This window comes from Psychrobacter glacincola (assembly GCF_965118485.1).
Classification (GTDB): Bacteria; Pseudomonadota; Gammaproteobacteria; order Pseudomonadales; family Moraxellaceae; genus Psychrobacter; species Psychrobacter glacincola_D.
This window is the reverse complement of the sequence record NZ_CBCPJH010000006.1, coordinates 1-18,076: the sequence shown is the minus strand read 5'-3', so window position 1 is coordinate 18,076 and position 18,076 is coordinate 1. Positions and strand designations below refer to the sequence as shown.

16 protein-coding genes are annotated in these 18,076 nt (G+C 42.2%); 6 read left to right on the top strand and 10 right to left on the bottom strand.

Annotated elements, in window-relative coordinates:
- Positions 1-81: 81 nt before the first annotated feature.
- A complete protein-coding gene (locus tag ACMHKH_RS03005) occupies positions 82-555 on the top strand; it encodes a hypothetical protein (protein WP_413519191.1) in 474 nt (157 codons plus the stop codon).
- Between the two features lie 107 nt (positions 556-662).
- Here ACMHKH_RS03005 and purC read toward each other — a convergent pair whose 3' ends face one another.
- From purC to ACMHKH_RS02985, 4 genes are all read right to left on the bottom strand, one after another.
- Positions 663-1,376 carry a phosphoribosylaminoimidazolesuccinocarboxamide synthase gene (gene purC / locus ACMHKH_RS03000; protein WP_413519190.1) on the bottom strand — a complete coding sequence of 238 codons (714 nt, stop codon included), beginning with the start codon at positions 1,374-1,376 and terminating at the stop codon, positions 663-665.
- Between the two features lie 129 nt (positions 1,377-1,505).
- Positions 1,506-1,817 (bottom strand): hypothetical protein, encoded by a 312-nt coding sequence (locus ACMHKH_RS02995; RefSeq protein WP_413519189.1) that lies wholly within the window; start codon positions 1,815-1,817, stop codon positions 1,506-1,508.
- A 35-nt stretch (positions 1,818-1,852) separates the two neighbouring features.
- The gene (dapA, locus tag ACMHKH_RS02990; RefSeq protein WP_413519188.1) at positions 1,853-2,758 is read right to left on the bottom strand and encodes a 4-hydroxy-tetrahydrodipicolinate synthase; all 906 of its coding nucleotides are present in this window, start codon (positions 2,756-2,758) and stop codon (positions 1,853-1,855) included.
- Positions 2,759-3,296: 538 nt separating this feature from the next.
- The gene (locus ACMHKH_RS02985) at positions 3,297-4,754 is read right to left on the bottom strand and encodes a Do family serine endopeptidase (protein WP_413519187.1); all 1,458 of its coding nucleotides are present in this window, start codon (positions 4,752-4,754) and stop codon (positions 3,297-3,299) included.
- A 713-nt stretch (positions 4,755-5,467) separates the two neighbouring features.
- On the opposite strand from ACMHKH_RS02985, the gene ACMHKH_RS02980 reads away from it, so the two are divergent.
- Complete coding sequence (locus tag ACMHKH_RS02980) at positions 5,468-7,717, top strand: cation:proton antiporter (RefSeq protein WP_413519186.1); 2,250 nt, start codon at positions 5,468-5,470, stop codon at positions 7,715-7,717.
- A gap of 109 nt (positions 7,718-7,826) precedes the next feature.
- Here the strand turns inward: ACMHKH_RS02980 and tmk are convergent, their stop codons facing one another.
- Positions 7,827-8,507, bottom strand: a complete 681-nt coding sequence (gene tmk, locus ACMHKH_RS02975; protein ID WP_413519185.1) for a dTMP kinase — start codon at positions 8,505-8,507, stop codon at positions 7,827-7,829.
- A gap of 113 nt (positions 8,508-8,620) precedes the next feature.
- Positions 8,621-9,907 (bottom strand): endolytic transglycosylase MltG, encoded by a 1,287-nt coding sequence (gene mltG, locus ACMHKH_RS02970; RefSeq protein ID WP_413519184.1) that lies wholly within the window; start codon positions 9,905-9,907, stop codon positions 8,621-8,623.
- A gap of 162 nt (positions 9,908-10,069) precedes the next feature.
- Here mltG and ACMHKH_RS02965 point away from each other — a divergent pair, with 162 nt between their 5' ends.
- Positions 10,070-10,834: a DpnI domain-containing protein gene (locus ACMHKH_RS02965; RefSeq protein ID WP_413519183.1), complete on the top strand. Its 765-nt coding sequence runs from the start codon at positions 10,070-10,072 to the stop codon at positions 10,832-10,834.
- Positions 10,835-10,839: 5 nt separating this feature from the next.
- On the opposite strand, the gene ACMHKH_RS02960 is transcribed toward ACMHKH_RS02965, so the two are convergent.
- Positions 10,840-11,325, bottom strand: coding sequence for a hypothetical protein (locus tag ACMHKH_RS02960; RefSeq protein ID WP_413519182.1), 486 nt, complete (start codon positions 11,323-11,325; stop codon positions 10,840-10,842).
- Positions 11,326-11,483: 158 nt separating this feature from the next.
- On the opposite strand from ACMHKH_RS02960, the gene ACMHKH_RS02955 reads away from it, so the two are divergent.
- Complete coding sequence (locus ACMHKH_RS02955; RefSeq protein WP_413519181.1) at positions 11,484-11,678, top strand: DpnD/PcfM family protein; 195 nt, start codon at positions 11,484-11,486, stop codon at positions 11,676-11,678.
- A 5-nt stretch (positions 11,679-11,683) separates the two neighbouring features.
- On the opposite strand, the gene ACMHKH_RS02950 is transcribed toward ACMHKH_RS02955, so the two are convergent.
- Complete coding sequence (locus tag ACMHKH_RS02950; protein WP_413519180.1) at positions 11,684-12,631, bottom strand: aminotransferase class IV; 948 nt, start codon at positions 12,629-12,631, stop codon at positions 11,684-11,686.
- 3 nt (positions 12,632-12,634) lie between these two features.
- Positions 12,635-13,291 (bottom strand): hypothetical protein, encoded by a 657-nt coding sequence (locus tag ACMHKH_RS02945; protein ID WP_413519179.1) that lies wholly within the window; start codon positions 13,289-13,291, stop codon positions 12,635-12,637.
- Between the two features lie 414 nt (positions 13,292-13,705).
- Here ACMHKH_RS02945 and aroE point away from each other — a divergent pair, with 414 nt between their 5' ends.
- The gene (gene aroE, locus ACMHKH_RS02940) at positions 13,706-14,566 is read left to right on the top strand and encodes a shikimate dehydrogenase (protein WP_413519178.1); all 861 of its coding nucleotides are present in this window, start codon (positions 13,706-13,708) and stop codon (positions 14,564-14,566) included.
- Between the two features lie 33 nt (positions 14,567-14,599).
- Here the strand turns inward: aroE and ACMHKH_RS02935 are convergent, their stop codons facing one another.
- Positions 14,600-15,739 (bottom strand): FUSC family protein, encoded by a 1,140-nt coding sequence (locus ACMHKH_RS02935; protein ID WP_413519177.1) that lies wholly within the window; start codon positions 15,737-15,739, stop codon positions 14,600-14,602.
- Positions 15,740-16,149: 410 nt separating this feature from the next.
- On the opposite strand from ACMHKH_RS02935, the gene ACMHKH_RS02930 reads away from it, so the two are divergent.
- Complete coding sequence (locus ACMHKH_RS02930; protein ID WP_413519176.1) at positions 16,150-17,970, top strand: acyl-CoA dehydrogenase C-terminal domain-containing protein; 1,821 nt, start codon at positions 16,150-16,152, stop codon at positions 17,968-17,970.
- The last annotated feature ends 106 nt before the right edge of the window (positions 17,971-18,076 follow it).

The window sequence follows — 18,076 nt, the reverse complement described above, 5'->3', positions numbered from 1 at the left end:
ACAGACATTCAACTCGGTATAGTAGTATGCTCGATAGCAGATATACGATAAAAAACATAATCAAATGAAAAGGATAGCACTATGAGTAATTCTAATAGCCAAAACAATAAGCAGAAAAATGACAGCGATAAAGCAGAAGACAAAAAGAATGATGTAAAAGATAGCAATACTGCTCACGATACTAAAAATCAGGATGCTAACAAAAATTCTGACAATAATAACTCAAGTGATGCTTCAAACAACAAAGACAACAAAGACAACAAAGACAACAAAGACAACAAAGACAACAAAGACAACAAAGACAACAAAGACAACAAAGACAACAAAGACAACAAAGCATCAGATAGCGACAGCAAAAAAGACAATGATACTTCTGATTCTGATAAAAAAGATAAAAACAGTAAAGATGCTAAAAACAAAGATGATAAAGAGACATCATTAGCAGACACTGCAACTACTAAAGCAAAAGAAGTAGTTGGTACATTAGCAGACAAAGCGGCAGATGCGATGGAATTTGCTGCTAAGAAAATTAAAGAAGCGCGTAAAGACAGCTAATTTATTTAACACATAAAAAAAACTGAGCTTATGGCTCAGTTTTTTTATTGGCTTAACTATTTGTTAGCTATTTTGAAAAAGGCTAGGCTTATAGAACTATCTATTCATTAATTTAATGGCACACCAATACGTTTTGCGACTTCTTCATAACCTTCGATAACGTCACCCAATGATTGACGGAAACGGTCTTTATCGAGTTTTTTCTTGGTTACTTTATCCCAAATACGGCAGCCATCTGGTGAGAACTCATCACCTAAGACGATACGATCGTGGAATACGCCAAATTCTAGCTTGAAATCAACCAAAATCAAATCACCAGCATCAAATAGCGCTGTCAATACTTCATTCACTTGATGGCTTAGCTCTTGCATTTTTGCTAACTGTGCATCGGTTGCCCAGCCAAGAGAGATAGAAATTGACTCATTGACCATTGGATCACCGAGCGCATCATCTTTATAAAAAAGCTCATAAGTCGGCGGCGTTAATGCTTGCCCCTCTTCCAAACCTAAACGGCGCACCAAACTGCCCGCGGCAAAGTTACGCACTACACACTCAACCGGAATCATATCCAAACGCTTGACCAACACTTCGTCATCAGACAATTGCTTTTCAAAATGCGTCTCGATACCAGCTTCAGCCAATTTTTGCATGATAAAAGCATTAAAGCGATTATTAACCACGCCTTTACGTGCTAACTGCTCAATACGTTTACCATCAAGTGCTGAGGTATCATCACGGAAATGTAAAATCAGCAGATCGTTGTCTTCTGTTTCATACACAGATTTGGCTTTGCCTTTATAGAGCAGTTCTTGCTTTTGCATTAGGAGGTTTCCTGTTCGTTCAAGCTTATGTGGTAAAAACGCGCAGCGGCCGCTAATAGCTTATAAAATCAATTAGACACATTGGTATTTATAAAAGCATCAGCGGCATAGATAAGGTCAAAAAGTTATTTATTCCGTAAGGCTCGCAACAGCACGTTGCGGTTTTGGCAACTGATACTGTTTACCAGCCTCATTCTGCAATGTGAGTGTGTTACCACCCGCATTAGGCGTTGGGTAAAGCGGGACAAATGGTGCTGTCTCTTGCGCAGCGGGCAACTGTAGTGGCGCCAACTTTTTGCTTTGCTGATACTCTAAGCTACCATTATCACGTTTGCCAATGAAGTCTTTTGTCGCTTGGCAACCGCTTAATACTAACGTACTAGCCAATACAACCATCATAGTCGGGAATATTTTTGCAGTTATTGATGATACTTTCATCATATTATCTCTCTACATTAGCATTTACATGCATCATTTTATAATAAGTTGGCACGAACCAAAGCACTGTCAATCGTTGCATGATGTTGCTCAGCAAGCCATACCAGCGGTAGACGGATACCTTTATCTATCATGCCCATTTTGTGCAAAGCATACTTCGCTGGGATAGGACTTGATTCAATAAATAGGTCACGGTGCAAGTGCTTGATAACATCATGTACTTTATTGGCAGCGTCGAAATCACCGCGCAAGCCTGCTGTAAAGGTCTCACTCATGGCTTTTGGTGCGACGTTGGCAGTGACAGAAATATTACCTTTGCCACCAACTTTCATCAGCTCAAGGGCGCTAAAGTCGTCGCCAGACAAGACAACTAGACGATCGCCAACGGCTTTGATTAATTGCTCACCGCGTGCCACTGAACCTGTTGCATCTTTGATAGAGACAATATTGTCAATATCAGCTAAGCGTTCAACCGTTTCTTGCGCGATATCAACGACCGTACGTCCAGGGACGTTATACAGCATTTGCGGAATATTTACAGCTTCAGCGATGGCTTTATAATGTTGATACAAACCTTCTTGCGGCGGCTTATTATAATAAGGGGCGACCAATAATGCACAATCCGCACCGGCATCTGCTGCCTCTTGGGTCAGCTTGATGGCTTCTATCGTATTGTTCGCGCCCGTACCTGCAATCACCGGTATACGACCGTTGACATGCTGTACAAAATAGCGAATCACATCGCTGTGCTCTTGCATCGATAAAGTAGCGGATTCACCAGTCGTACCGACAGCGACAAGGCAATGAGTGCCTTGCTCTATCTGCCAATCTATGAGGTCTGCCAGACGTTTATAATCGACCGTGCCGTCACGAAGCATGGGCGTTATCAAGGCTACCATTGAGCCTTGTAGTCGGGTTTTAATATCGTCGTATGCTGTGCTCATAACTATGCCTTACTGTAGTATCCTAGCTTTAATTAAAGCTATCACATGATAGGTCGTTTGCAAGTACCAATGCTGATATAAAAGGTTTATTATAAAAACCTGCATGAATGTAATACATACTATACATGCTCATAAACGTCATTGATGATATCTTGCTCGATGTTAATACTGAGTGTTTGTCTGTCTTCTAACGTCGTTACTGCTATATTTATCTAGTATGAAGAGAGCGCTTAACTCGTCATAAAAACGCCTGCTAGTGTAGCATATTTTGGATTAACCGCTATCAATCAATTAAGGCGCAAGCAAGCTATTCTACAAAAAATTGCTACCTCTTTTTGGCTGTATATTTTTAATAGTGGCTAAGCTATATCTAACTTTTAAACTAAACAGCCAGTTTAGCCTAATTACTCAGTCGCAATAAATGCTTTTCCGCTGCATTAACCAATCGTCAACACAGCGTTGGCTAGCCGATACAAGGATACAAACGCTTGCGCCTTCTTACGCCATGAGTGTTAGCAGTAATAGCAAATATTCATTTCTACTCAATTCGCAAACCGATGATACCGGGAATACCTTGGCGCATTAACTCAATCGTTACCACGCCTTTTTTGGGCAATACCGACACAGCGCTTGAAAAATCAGTGACGGTTTTAATGGGTTTTTGATGTAGGTTGGTAATGATATCGCCTGCTAATATGCCTGAACGTGCTGCCAATCCAGTTGGCTCAAGCGTTGTGACCAAAACACCCGTTTTATTATCAGCTGCTAGCTCTACTTGCTCCTCCGGGGTCAAGTTCCGTAGTGCCAAGCCCAAACTTATCTCATTATTTTGCTGACCACGGTTTTGTGACTGCATGTCATTTGAGGCGTCACTAAGCTTGCCAGTTATGAGGGATTGTTTACCATTACGTTGAATCTGCACGCGAAAGGCGTCGTTGGGACGCGCGCGATTAATCAGGTTAAGTAAATCTGAAGCTTCCATAATTTGCACATCATTATACTGCAAAATAATATCACCCGATTTTAGCCCTGCTTTTTGGGCGGGTGAATCTGGCGAAACCCTTGTCAACAATGCCCCTTGTGGACGCGCTAAATTATAGGCTTCAGCGAGATTACGGTCGATATCTTGCGGATAAATACCCAAGTAGGCACGTTCCACCTTACCATTGGTTTTGAGCTGCTCATAAACCTCCATCGCTGCATCGATCGGAATAGAGAACGACAGTCCCATATAACCGCCTGTACCACTAAAGATGCGCGAGTTAATGCCAATCACTTCACCGCGTTGATTAAATAAAGGTCCGCCTGAATTACCAGGGTTCAATGCCACATCCGTTTGAATAAAGGGTACGCTGGTTTCACGCGAAAAATTACGTGATTTGGCGCTGACAATCCCAGCCGATGCTGAATAATCAAAACCAAATGGCGAGCCAATAGCCAATACCGGCTCACCCACTTTTAAGCTATTAGAATCGCCAATCGGCAGCGCTGGGAATTTTTTGCCCGTAACTTTTAACACCGCCACATCCGAGCGCTCATCACTGCCAACCAAGGTAGCATCAAGCTCTGTTCTATCATTGAGGGTCACAGTGATTTTATCTGCACCCGCCACCACATGGTGATTGGTCAGCATATAACCATCAGCGGTCACAAAAAAACCCGTACCATAAGCATGCTCAATCGCAGGCGTTGCTGCTTGATCAGGAATGCGCAGGCGATCGCCGAAGAACTTTCGTAATAGCTCAGCGGTTTGGGCTTTAGCAAGCTCAGCCTCGCTCACGGTTTTGGTCACATTGACACGCGCTACGGCTGGCGTAACCTGCTGTACCAGTCCTGAAAAGTCAGCAGTGGTAACAGCAGCTTGTGCGCTCGACATCGTATTAAGGTTAATACCAACCACCATCGTAGTAGCGACAGCGATTGCTAAGCTACTGCGTTGTAGCAAGCGTTGCATGGTACTAGTGGTGTTTTTCAATTTAGCGATATTGATTGGCATTGTATCCCTCATCCAAGTAATTGTTATGATTGACTGGCTCATTATGTATTTTTGCAGCTCAAGACTTCAAGATTTTTGCTAATAAATTTTGACTGACAAACCGTCAGTTTACCGATTATTTTTGCTGACTGCAGCTTAGTTTGCCGCTTATTCAGCCATTATCTTATTGACGATAATTACATGTTTATCATAACAAGTGCTTAAGATAATTGCAGGCTAAGCTCATTAGTTGGCGGGCTCATTTTATCTCTGGTATTGCCTATGCTTTATTGACCATGCTTTCAAGAGTCCTACAACGCTTTGGGTGACAGTTAGCGCTGAGTTATATAAAATAAAAGCATACTACGTTGAGCAGGAAAGCATTTTTGACGTGAGTAACAGTGAATAATAAGGATCTATTATTTAAATTACCTTGCTCAAATGATGTGATTATTTTCCGTTTACTCTCTTTTTACGCTACTGGTTTTTAGGCATTGAACTTTGAGACACTGAGCTTTTATTTTCTAAAGCTTTACTGTTTTAACCAATAGTGCGTTTGTCTTTGCAATTATTTTATAGTTGCTACTATATAGTATATATGATTCATGCTGCGACTCTTGCTATAACTTTCAATAGTGAGGGTTTGCGCGTCATCAACTAAAAAGGCTGTCTCTGCCAAATGTGGCTAGCAGCCATCGCTATAAAGTATGAGCATATAATAAAAGGATTAATTTATGGATACCGCCCTACTGTTATCCGGCGTGGTTGGGATCGGTATTGCCGCCCAATGGTTGGCTTGGTATTTAAAGCAACCGTCCATTTTGTTTTTATTACTGATTGGTATTATTGTTGGTCCGATATTAGGGGTATTCGATCCTGACTTGGTACTCGGCGAGCTGATGTTTCCCTTTATTTCATTAGGCGTGGCCATTATTTTATTTGAAGGGTCACTGACGTTAGAGTTTGAGGAAATCAAACAACACGGCTCTGTGGTACAGATGCTGGTATCTGTCGGCGTTCTCATTACCATTGCCATCGTATCGCTGTCGACATACTTACTTTTTGATGTCGATCCTATTATCGCTTTACTGTTTGGTGCCTTGGTTTGCGTCACAGGTCCAACCGTCATTACGCCGCTACTGCGCAGTGTACGACCCAATAAAAACATTTCCAACATTTTGAAATGGGAAGGCATCATCATTGATCCTGTCGGCGCAATTGCGGTGGTATTGGTCTATGAATATATCATTTCAGGCGGTGAAGGCAGTAGTATTGTGCTGTTCACCAAAATTGTGATATTGGCAGTAGCGATGGGATTGGCTGGTGCGTGGACATTAGCATTTTTAATGCGCCGTCATATGATTCCTGAGTTTTTACGCAATGTTTTTACCTTAGCCTTTGTGCTGGTGCTATTTTCAATCTCCAACCATTTAGAGCACGAATCTGGCTTACTGACAGTGACTGTACTTGGTGTTGCGCTGGCTAATTGGCCAAAATTCCCACGTGATACAATTTTAGAGTTTAATGAATCACTAACCATATTACTGGTATCGGTTTTATTTATTATTCTCGCTGCTCGTGTTGAGCTGGAAAGCTTATTAAGTGTGGGCTTTGCTGGTTTGGTGTTATTAGCGATTGTGATGTTTGTTGCCCGCCCCTTATCGGTTTGGGTATCCTCTATCGGCTCCAATCTAAAAACCAAAGAAAAGATGATGATCAGCTGGATTGGTCCACGCGGTATCGTTGCCGCTGCTATTTCATCACTGTTCGCCATTCGTTTGCAAGAGTATGATATTCAAGGGGTTGAGCTACTCGTACCTTTAGTCTTTCTTATCATTATTGGCACAGTGATGATTCAAGGCTTGGGTGCCAAAATGGTCGGTAACTTTTTAGGTGTTCGTGAACCTGAAACCAACGGTATTTTGGTTGTCGGCTCAAACCCTATCGCCTTATTGGTCGCTACCTCGCTCAAAGATCAGGGATTCGATGTCATCGTCGCCCATAATAACTATACCAATATCGCCAGTGCACGCATGAGTGGATTGCGTACTTATTTCGGTAATCCAGTTTCCGACCATGCTGACCATCATTTAGATCTGATTGGTATCGGACGTCTGTTTGCAATGAGTATGGACAAAGAGCTCAATACCTTATCTGAGATTCACTACCGTCATGAGTTTGGTGAGCGCAAACTATACCGCTTGAAGTTTAGCGATGAAAAAGTCAAAAGTGAGCGCGATGATAAGCAAGGCAACCTCCATTCGCAGTGGTTATTTGGCAAAGATGTCACCTATACTAAGCTTGCCAGCATGCTGTCCAAAAAGGCGCGTATCAAAATAACTAATATCACCGACAGCTATAGCTTTGAGCAATATAAAGCCGATAATAAGCAATTTGTACCGCTTTACACGGTCGATAAAGAAGGTAAGCTGCATGTGATTACTGATAAATTCGATGGTACGGTGCCGCGTGAACGCAAGCTTGTTTCTTTAGTTGTCGATGATGACGTGCAACCAAAACCGGTCGATGTGACGGTGAAACAGGAACAAGCTCGCGCTGTAGCCGATGCAAGCTTTGAATCTAGCTCTAAGGCGCCTGAAAAACGTCAAGAAACAGAGCTAATGGACGGTAGTAATAAAAAAACTACGCCAGAACCTATAATAGCAACAGATAGAGAGGCTGCAAAAAACGCTGATATAAAAACTGAGCAAGATAACCTATCTAGTACCGTGACCAAAGCGCTAGAAACTCAGTCCGAAAAAGTAAACACTCAAACGTCAGTGCCTAAAGATGAGTTTAACAATGCTACTAATAAAGGTGTAATATCAGATAATTCAACAGCAACTTCAAAAACCAAAACCTCTAGCAACACCAATGGTAATGGCAGCGCACCGAAAACTAAAAGCGGCTCACTTGATCCTAATCGTCTACCAGACTCAAGTGGCGACAATATAAATAACGCTAATGATAGTAATAAAGAATAATAGCCATTTTTTAATAATAAATTCATAAAAATAAAAAAGCCCCAACTCAGCAGTTGGGGCTTTTTTTAAGTGTGCTAAGACAGAAATGAGAGTTTACATAAAACCAAATTTAACCGAGCGCAAATCTCTCTTGTACCGTCCGCCAGATACGCGCGCCGACTTCATCGGCTGTGCCTGAAGCATCAATACGCTGAATACGTTCAGGTTGTTCATTCGCTAGCGTGCTAAACCCTTGATGTACTCTGGTAAAGAACTCTGTCGCTTGCTGCTCAAAACGGTCAGCGGCACTACGCTTATTGGCGCGCGCCATACCATCTAATACCGGTAAATCTAACCACAAAGTCAGCTCGGGTAACTGCACAACAAACTGCTCGATAAGCATGTCTATTTTACAGCGTACAGTCGCGTCGCCATCTGCACGCCCAAAGCCTTGATAAGCAACGGTCGAGTCAGTAAAGCGATCACATATCACCCACGTACCATCTTGCAGCGCTGGCAAGATGACTTGCTGCATGTGATCACAGCGCGCAGCAAACATTAATAGTAACTCTGTATCATCATTAATCGTGGTATTCGGGTCTAACAATATCTCGCGCAAACGCTCAGCAAACGGACTACCACCCGGCTCGCGAGTACGCAAATAGTCAATACCAGTTGCCTGCAAACGTGCACATAATTGCTCAATTGCCGTCGTTTTACCGACGCCTTCGGTACCCTCAAAACTAATAAAACGCCCTTGCATGGATGTCGTTGTAGTTTGAGAAAATGGCGCTTGTATGGATACTGACATGATATAACCTATTGGCATTGAGGAACATGGTCATTGAACAACAGTGTCATTAAGGAGCGTTATTTTTATAACGTTCCTTAATAATGGGTGTGTAGAAAAATTTAAAGCGCAGCTTATGATGGCGGCGTTTGCGATTTTTTCTCACGCATAACGCTCAAGTACTCTTTTACTGCTTGGTTATGCTCATTTAAACTACTAGTGAATTTGTGCCCACCATTACCTGTCGCCACAAAATACAATACTCCGCTATCAGCAGGATGCAAAGTTGCTTCGATAGAGGTTGCTGACGGTAGTGCAATAGGTGTTGGCGGTAATCCATCGATTTGATAGGTATTATAAGCCGTCTTTTCATCGATATCTTTGCGGCGAATATTGCCTTCATAACGGATGCCCATACCATAGATAATGGTTGGATCGGTTTGCATACGCATGTTTTTATTCAACCGATTATTAAACACCGCCGATACCAAAGGACGCTCTTCTGCCACACTGGTTTCTTTTTCAATAATTGACGCCATCACCAGTGCCTCATAAGGGGTTTTATATGGCAAATTCGGTGCGCGATTTCCCCATGCTTTGGTCAATGCTTGCTGCTGACGTTTATACAAATCGGTCAATACCTGCTTATCACTAGTACCTTCGCCATAATAATAGGTATCAGGGGCAAACCAGCCTTCAAGATTGTGATTGACGATAGGGTCATTACTATTGACGACCGTCTCCGGCAATATCCCAACCAAATCTAGCGCTTGCGCGATACTAGCATTGGTACTGTCCGCCGTTAGCACCTCTTTTTTGATGCCTTTATTATCACGTAATGCTTGATACAAATCTTTTGAGGTTTTACCTTCGATAATTTGTACCTTGACCATCGACGCTTTTACCCCTTGCCCAAGTACGTGTAGCGTTTCAGCAAAGGTTGGGTTTTCTGGTAATTGGTAAATACCGGCGTGTAATGGACCATCGACTTGCGTTTTCATATAAAGCTTGGCAATCGTGGCAGAAAACAGCGGAATTTGCGACTGCCACTGGGCTAGCAAACCATAATAGGTCTGACCGGCTTCAATAGTGACCATCTGCTTTGACTGCTCAATGCGACCAAACAAGGTCTGATAAACCATCACTAAAAAAAATGCCGCAATCAGTCCGAGCACCAACAACACTTGATAACCACGCTGCATAAAGAACGATGGGTTATCAGCTTTATAATGGCGCGGTTTATTGTCGCCACTGATAAGCGATACATCTGTCGGCGGTACTTCCTCTGCTATTGCCTCGTCTACGACTGGTTTTGAATGCGGTTGAGTGATATCGACAGGCACGTTAGCTATGCCTTCTTGCTTATTCGGTGGCATATCGTCAGGACGTTCAGGAGGCGTTTCAGGGGTTGGGGTGCTCATGGTCACTCGCGAGGCAGAAGTTTGCTAGAATTTAGCACTGAACCGTGCGATTTTCAATGGTATTTGCTTAGCTTATCAATTAACTTGGCGTTCAGAGCAGATTATATGGCTTAATACACATATCGATGGTTTTAAATTTTAATTCTAATAAGAAAACTGGCTATGAATCTCAACTTCAATCAAAGTCTCGCTGCAAACTATAAATCACCCAGTCAAATCATTAGAGTATTAAGTGAGAGTTGGGTTGCCAACCAAAGCTATTGCCCTAATTGTAGTGCTGAGCCATTGACTGAGTTTGCTAATAATCAACCTGTCGCTGATTTCTATTGCACAAATTGTAGCGAGGAATACGAGCTAAAAAGTAAAAAGGCGAATTTAAGCAACATTATTAATGATGGTTCTTATGACACCATGATTGAACGTATCAATAGCGAGGATAATCCCAGCTTTTTCTTTTTGACCTACTCTCAAGAATATAGGGTTAATAACTTCTTAATCATTCCCAAACAATTCTTCAAGCCGGACATGATTATTAAACGCAAACCTTTATCCGTCACTGCCAAACGCGCCGGTTGGGTTGGCTGTAATATTGACTTGCGTAAAGTGCCCGAATCGGGAAAAGTATTTTTGGTCAAAGACCAGCAAGTCATACCACGCGATAATGTCACCGAGCAATTCCAGAAAACCTTATTTCTACGTAAGCAATCTACAGCTTCGCGTGGTTGGACACTGGATGTTTGGCAATGTATTGATAGACTGGATGCTAATTTCTTCCTCAATCAAGTTTATGCGTTTGCTGACTTATTAAAACTTAAACATCCCGAAAACAACCATATTCCAGATAAAATCCGTCAGCAACTACAAGTATTACGTGATAGAGGTATTATTGAGTTTTTGGGTCGTGGACATTATCGAAAGTTGTATTAAATCTCTCAATTATCCCAAAGTGGTAATTTCGCGCTTGATACCAGAATTTCATAAAACCTATGAGGAAGATAATCCTTCTCTAACTCGCCATGTAGCAGAAATAAAGAATTCAAGTCATCTTCAAAGCAATTACTGACTTTATTTTTTACATATTTATTCCAGTCTATTAATAATCCTAATGGTGTACGAGCAGGTCTAGTAAAGGGTTGTCCTTTGACGGTAATCTGGCACATTGGATAATCACTATTTATTGGAATATCGAAATCATACTTAATGCCTTCATCTGATATATACGAATATTCAAACACACTGCCGTAAGCGACATACTTCTTACTTTTCTTAAAGTACATGACACTAAATGCTAGTTGCGACTTAGTATTTATATGGACATTTTCATGAGGACATTGTTTTGCTTTAAGACAAAGTTCGCTAAATATCATTAATCGACGTAACTGTAGGGGAATTCGTTTATTTTCATAGATTAGGTGCATACGATTTTATCCTTTTAAAAACAGGATCATTGATCGATTTTCCTTATCGCACAAGTCTTTTTCACAAAAGACGATCACTTCTATTTAGTCGCCTTTGCTAACTTAGAATATATAAATGCTCAAGAAATCTTGATAAGCGTATATCGGGGATAGTAATGATGAAAACAGATAAGAAATTGAAGAGAGTCTTTCAGATAGAGATTGTCGAAACGTTGAGTAATATCGTGGAGGCTAACGCAGAGAACGAGCAAGACGCGCTATTAAAAGCACAAGATATGTATCGCAATGAAGAAGTTGTTTTATATCCTAATGATTTTATTGACACCAAATTTAATATTTTTAAATACGGTTAAACCACTTAAAAACTCACCACCTCACCCGATAATAACGTCAGGCTACTCATCGGCATGATGCCGCGCAGTGCATTGCAAAAGAATAGCTGGCTTAATCGTGGTAAATTCTCATCTTGTAACGACCTGATGATAACGGGATGTTTGCTAGTCGATAATGCATCGATAAGCACTTGACGCATAACCCCAGCGACGCCTGACTGCGCCATCGACGGTGTATACCATTGACCAGTTGTCAGATCATTGGTGTTGTACTCATTACTATTTGAAAGATTTTTTGATTCTGCTAATTGCTTATTTGATAATTGATAAAACACATTGCTCATCGTACCCTCAACCCAATTTCCTGTCATATCACGTAGCAAGCCTTCAACGATGTTGAACTCAGTATTAGGTACTAAATCTTTGATTTTTATAGCTTGTAGCTCAGCACTTGCCAGCACATTATCCAGACGATTTAAGCTTTTTAGTCCGGCAAGCGGCGGCGGTAGACAAGCGATTTGAGAAGATAAGCAAACAGCCGTGCTCATAGGCTGCATGGGAATTGAGCGACCATTCGATAAATGCAACGGTTCGGCAGTAGCGACGGTCATCGCCGAAGATTTTAGCCAAATCTCACACTCACTACCAGATTCGCTCGGCGTATAACCATAACCACGGATAGCTTGCGCAGCGCGAGTCACGATAAGTTTCATCATGCCTTGTTGTAGCTGCTCGGCATGTGCTTTTAATATGGTTAGGAGTGCGTGGCTGTCCAAATCGAGCTGCAAGGCTTTGGCGTGAGAGATAAGGCGCTGATGATGGTAGCTGAGCCACAATATCTGCCCATCAATTACGCCCATCGTAGTAAAAAACCCATCACCGTATGCCAAGCCGCGATTATCTAAAGAAGCAGTCGATGCGGCGTTCGGCTTGTCTAATGACGATAAACAGACCCAGCTATTTGATGGCTGCATTATTTACTTACTTTGGCTAGCGGATTTGTTGATTATCAGCATACAGCTATAAAACTCACACTTTGCCAGCTCTACCTTTTGACCACCAATGACTTTATTTTTGACAATTTGACCATTTAGCATATCAGCCACCAGCTTACCGCCTTCATCACCTATTAATTGACGAGCTAGCTGATAAGCTTTTTTGGCATGGTCTTGACTGAGTGATTTTTCTTTATCAGAGTCGGTCGGATTAGCAAAATACCAGCCAAGCTCAAGATATTTTTCAGAGTCGATAAGGTCTAAATAAGGCGCTTCGGTATTCATAAAGCGGTATTTGGAGGCAGGGTTACTGGCATAATCCAAGCTATTTTCATCAGTGCTAACTACTTTACCAAGGGTTGACTTGATAGCGTCCAATTGATCAATGGTGAGCGACTCGACTTTTTTAGAATCCCATGAAGCAACATCATAGGTCACTGGGGTGCCCTCTTGAGCAGTAGCGCCATCTAAATCAGCATGTGACGCAGGCGTTTTTGGCGTATCGGCAACGGCTTGCTTATCAGCACTGACCTCTTCAGCTGATACTTCGCTATTTTTACTGTTATCACAGGCGCTAAGCGACACGCCAACTGCCATTATCGTACTGACCATAAAGGCCTGTAGGGTTTTATTCCACATGGGCAACTTACTCACACTTTTAGATAGTTCTGAAAAATGGTATTAACGAGCTGGCAGATACGCCGCTGATAATGAATAATGTCTGTTATGAATCGTCTACTTATAATGAATCGTTATTTTCCTGCTTTTTCTATAAAATAACAGCCATAGAGCAACAGTCGTAATAATTATTGTGTTACTTTTTATGCTTCCCTAGTTTACCCAACTGCTGAACGCTTGACCACCCTTTACCTTACCGATAACACTCGCAGACAGTACAGATTTGTTAAAGACCTAACATCATACAGTATCTCTCGAATTGCCTATTTATGTCCTTAACGCCATGTTTGTTAAATGCAACGTTATCCCTTATGATAAATGAGTTTTGATAGCATTTTACCCGCCCTTTTATCCTATATCATCAGTGGAGCAGTTATGACCCAGCATTTTATTGTTATTGGTAATCCGATTGCCCACAGCAAATCTCCTGAAATACATAGCTTATTTGGCGCGCAAGCAGGACTTGATATCTCATATCAGCGTCAATATTGCCCTGATGATGCCGCAAGCTTTACGGCAGTGATTGAGGCATTCTTTCATGGTGGCGGTGTCGGTGCCAATGTGACCGTGCCTTTTAAACAAGTCGCTTATGAGTGCTGCGCGGCGCGTGGCGGCTTATCTGAGCATGCCAAAGTCGCCGGTGCGGTCAATACACTACTATTAAATCCTACGCTATTGACAAAAGGTGTATCTCCAGCAGAAGCGTTATATGGTGATAATACTGATGGTCAAGGATTGGTCAATCATACAAAGCGCTTAGACTGGTCTTTGCAAGGTGCACGTGTTGCCATTATTGGCGCAGGCGGCGCAGCGCGTGGCGTGGTATTGCCACTGATAGAAGCGGGTATTGGCGAGCTGACTATCTCTAACCGCACATTGAGTAAAGCTACAAACTTGGTCAATGAGCTTAGTCATGCCAGCCCAGCTATCAACGACAAGCAAATTCAAACGTGCCGTACTGTGGATTTAAGCGGAGAGTTTGACATCATTATCAATGCTACCTCCATTGGCTTATCGGGTGAAACCTTACCATTAGCTGATCAGCTAAACTGCCATTACGCTTACGATATGATGTATGGTCGTGAGCTACCATTTCTGCAGCATTTTGCCGCCCGTGGCGCGCAAGTATCTGACGGTTATGGCATGCTTATCGGGCAAGCTGCGTTAAGTTTTGAGCGTTGGACGGGGCATGTTATTGATGTTGTACAGGCGACTGAAACTTTGCAAGCACAATAATTCAAAACCTACACGCTATGTAAAACACACCGATTATCCAAAGCGCGCCAGTAACCAGTTTTCCATACGTCGTAATGGCAGCCTTAGATTGGTTGAATGCATAACAAATCCACCACCAAGACCAACCATGCAACCCAGTAAAGTATCCAACAGCCGCGTACGTATCACTTCATGATAGACCGCTGGCGTAAGCGGCAAACCACTACCGTATTCTGCGATGAATATCGTCAGGGGGGTAATAAATACGACGGCTAGACCGTAATGCCGATCAACCAATGATTCAATGCAAAGCATCATAATCAATATCGAAATAGCCACACCCCATATTGGCAAGCCCCAAGATAGCATCCAACTCGCCAGCCCCACGCCTACCAATGTCCCTAGTAAACGATGTATTTGCTTAATCCACATCGTCCGTAAATGGATACCTTGAATAATAAGGAAGCAACTGACTGCCGCCCAATACGGATTAGACATATCCAGCATCAATGCAATCAGCAGCGCTAAACTCACAAAGCCTGCGACAATAATGCTCTCACTAATGGTATCGGGCTCATAGTTGTAGATTGGTGTAGGCGTAGCAGGACGCGTTGCTAATAAAAACAGCGAATACAGCAGTCCCATGATTAAGGCAAAGCCACTGCCGAGCATCACAAGCCCAGTTGCTGACATGATATTTTCTAGCGGCACTGGTATGAATAACGCAATCGCTCCTGCCATCATTACAAATAATCCTGCGGGCGGTGGCTGGCGATAATAACGCCCAAAGATAACCACACCAAGGGCTATCAGCATAAATACTGGCAGCCTAAGAATGGGGGCTTGCTGGGCTATCAGACCGAGTGCAAAGCATAGCGACATGGCAAAGCCCCATGCCATCACCGTCACTAAACGATAGGGCAATTTGCCGACTAAGGGTAAGTTTAAGATAACCATAGCCCCTAACGATGCCTTGATTCCCGATGACAAAGCGTCAAAGTAAGCGCCCACAAATACAGGAAAGCTAATGGCAATAGCGGCGATAATCGGCATATGCCACGGTCTTTTACTGCGATGGACGGTTATTAAATGCTCAAGCTCACCACCAATCAACGACCTTATGCGAGTCAATAATACGGTTAGCCAAGTTACTCGCCTTACCTTGTAATTTGGCTCGCGCTTTGATGCGCTCATAACTAACATCCCTCATTTTGTAGATACATTTAATTTGTAGACTGCTAAATTACTTTATTCATTTGGCAATCTGATAGTAATTGACTGCTCAATCATAAATAGCAATAACAAGTTAATTGACATTTTTATAACTTAATGTTTTCATTAATTTAATTAATCATGAATTTTAGTTATTAGTTGTATATTTGTCGCTATAGAAGATTTATACTGACATTACTGCCACAACAGCTGTTTTTTATCAAGGACGCCTTAACGGTTATCAAAATGGATAAGCTGTTCTTAATGAATATTCTTGACGACCATTGATACCGTCTACTTTCAACCCCAATAATTAAATAACCGTTTATATAAACCGTGGCTTAAATACTGAGTCTACTGTCTATGATAACGAATAATTAAAGAGAGCGACTATGTTAACTTACAAAGCACCTTTACGTGATATCAAGTTTTTAATTAATGACGTGTTTGACTTCCAGACGCATTATAAAGATTTGGACAATGGCGAAAACGCAGATCCTGAAACTATTGATATGATTCTTCAGGGTATGGCTGACTTTGCTGAAAACGTTTTAGCTCCTTTATATCAGCCAGCTGATGCTGAAGGCTGTCATTTTGATAATGGCGTGGTCACAACTCCCAAAGGCTTTAAAGAAGCTTACGATCAATTCGTCGAAGGCGGCTGGCAAGGTATTTCATACCCTGAGAAATTTGGCGGTATGAACTTGCCTATGTCAATCAACCTCATTAAAGCGGAAATCATCGGTACGGCTAACTGGCCTTGGGCAATGTATCCTGGGCTATCAACCGGTTGTATCAATACCATTATGCAATATGGTACCGATGAGCAAAAAGAAACTTATTTGCATAAATTGGTCGAAGGCTCATGGGCAGGTACTATGTGCTTGACTGAGCCACAATGTGGTACAGACTTAGGTCAAGTTAAGTCTAAAGCCATTCCACAAGAAGACGGTAGTTATAAGCTTAGCGGTACTAAAATCTTCATTTCAAGCGGTGAGCATGATTTAACCGAAAACATCGTGCATATCGTATTAGCGCGTCTACCAGGTGCACCAGAAGGCACACGCGGTATCTCATTATTTATCGTACCAAAATTTTTGCCAAATTCTGAAGGCGAGATTGGCGAGCGTAACGGTGTTTCTTGTGGTTCAATTGAGCACAAAATGGGCATCAGCTCATCAGCAACTTGTGTCTTGAACTTCGATGATGCAGTCGGTTACTTAATTGGTGAGCCAAACAAAGGCCTTAAAGCCATGTTCACCTTTATGAACACCGCTCGTATCGGTACTGGTATCCAAGGTCTAGCGCACACTGAATTGTCATTCCAAAACGCGCTCCCCTATGCCAAAGATCGTCGCTCAATGCGCACTTTATCTGGTACCAAAGAGCCTGAAAAAGTTGCTGATGCAATCATCAATCATGCTGACGTACGTCGTATGCTGCTCACGCAAAAAGCCTTTGCTGAAGGCGGTCGCTCGATGATTTATCATTCTGCACGCTATGCAGATAAAATGTCACAAGGCATCGCCAACGGTGATGATGCAGAGTTTGAAAAGTGGGATGATAAGCTTGGCTTCTATACGCCAATCCTAAAAGGCTTCTTAACGGAACTTGGTATTGAAGCGGCCAAACACGGTCAGCAGGTATATGGCGGTCACGGCTATATCAAAGAATGGGGCATGGAGCTTATCGCTCGTGATGCTCGTATTGCCACCATGTATGAAGGCACTACCGGTATCCAAGCGCTAGATTTGTTAGGTCGTAAAGTGATTTTACAATCGAAAGGTAAAATTATCCGCGATTACACCTCAAGCATCATGAAATGGTGTGGCGAGTATGCACTTGATAAAGACATGCGCAAATTCGTTTGGGCACTAACCAAACTATGTGCTGAGTGGAATACACTGACTGTACGCTTGATGCTGATGGCACGTAAAGACCGTGAAATCATTTCAGCAGCATCCGACGATTTCTTGATGTACTCAGGCTATGTAATGATGGGTTATCATTGGGCGCGTATGGCCGCTGTTTCTTATGACAAGCTAAAAAATGGCGGTACTGAATCACCAGAATTCTATAAAGCTAAAATTCAAACAGCTGAATTCTATTTTGATAAGTTATTACCACGTACTTCAGGTCATGCTGAAGGCATGGTTGCACCAAGCAGCAGCATGACAGCCATGGATATCGATAACTTTGCTTTCCTAGACTAGGATTAAGTAACAATTAATCGATAATTAACAAAAAAGCGCCTAGCATTTAGGCGCTTTTTTATGCTTAACTAAAAATGAGCCAACTTTAAATCAGAACAATTTCTAA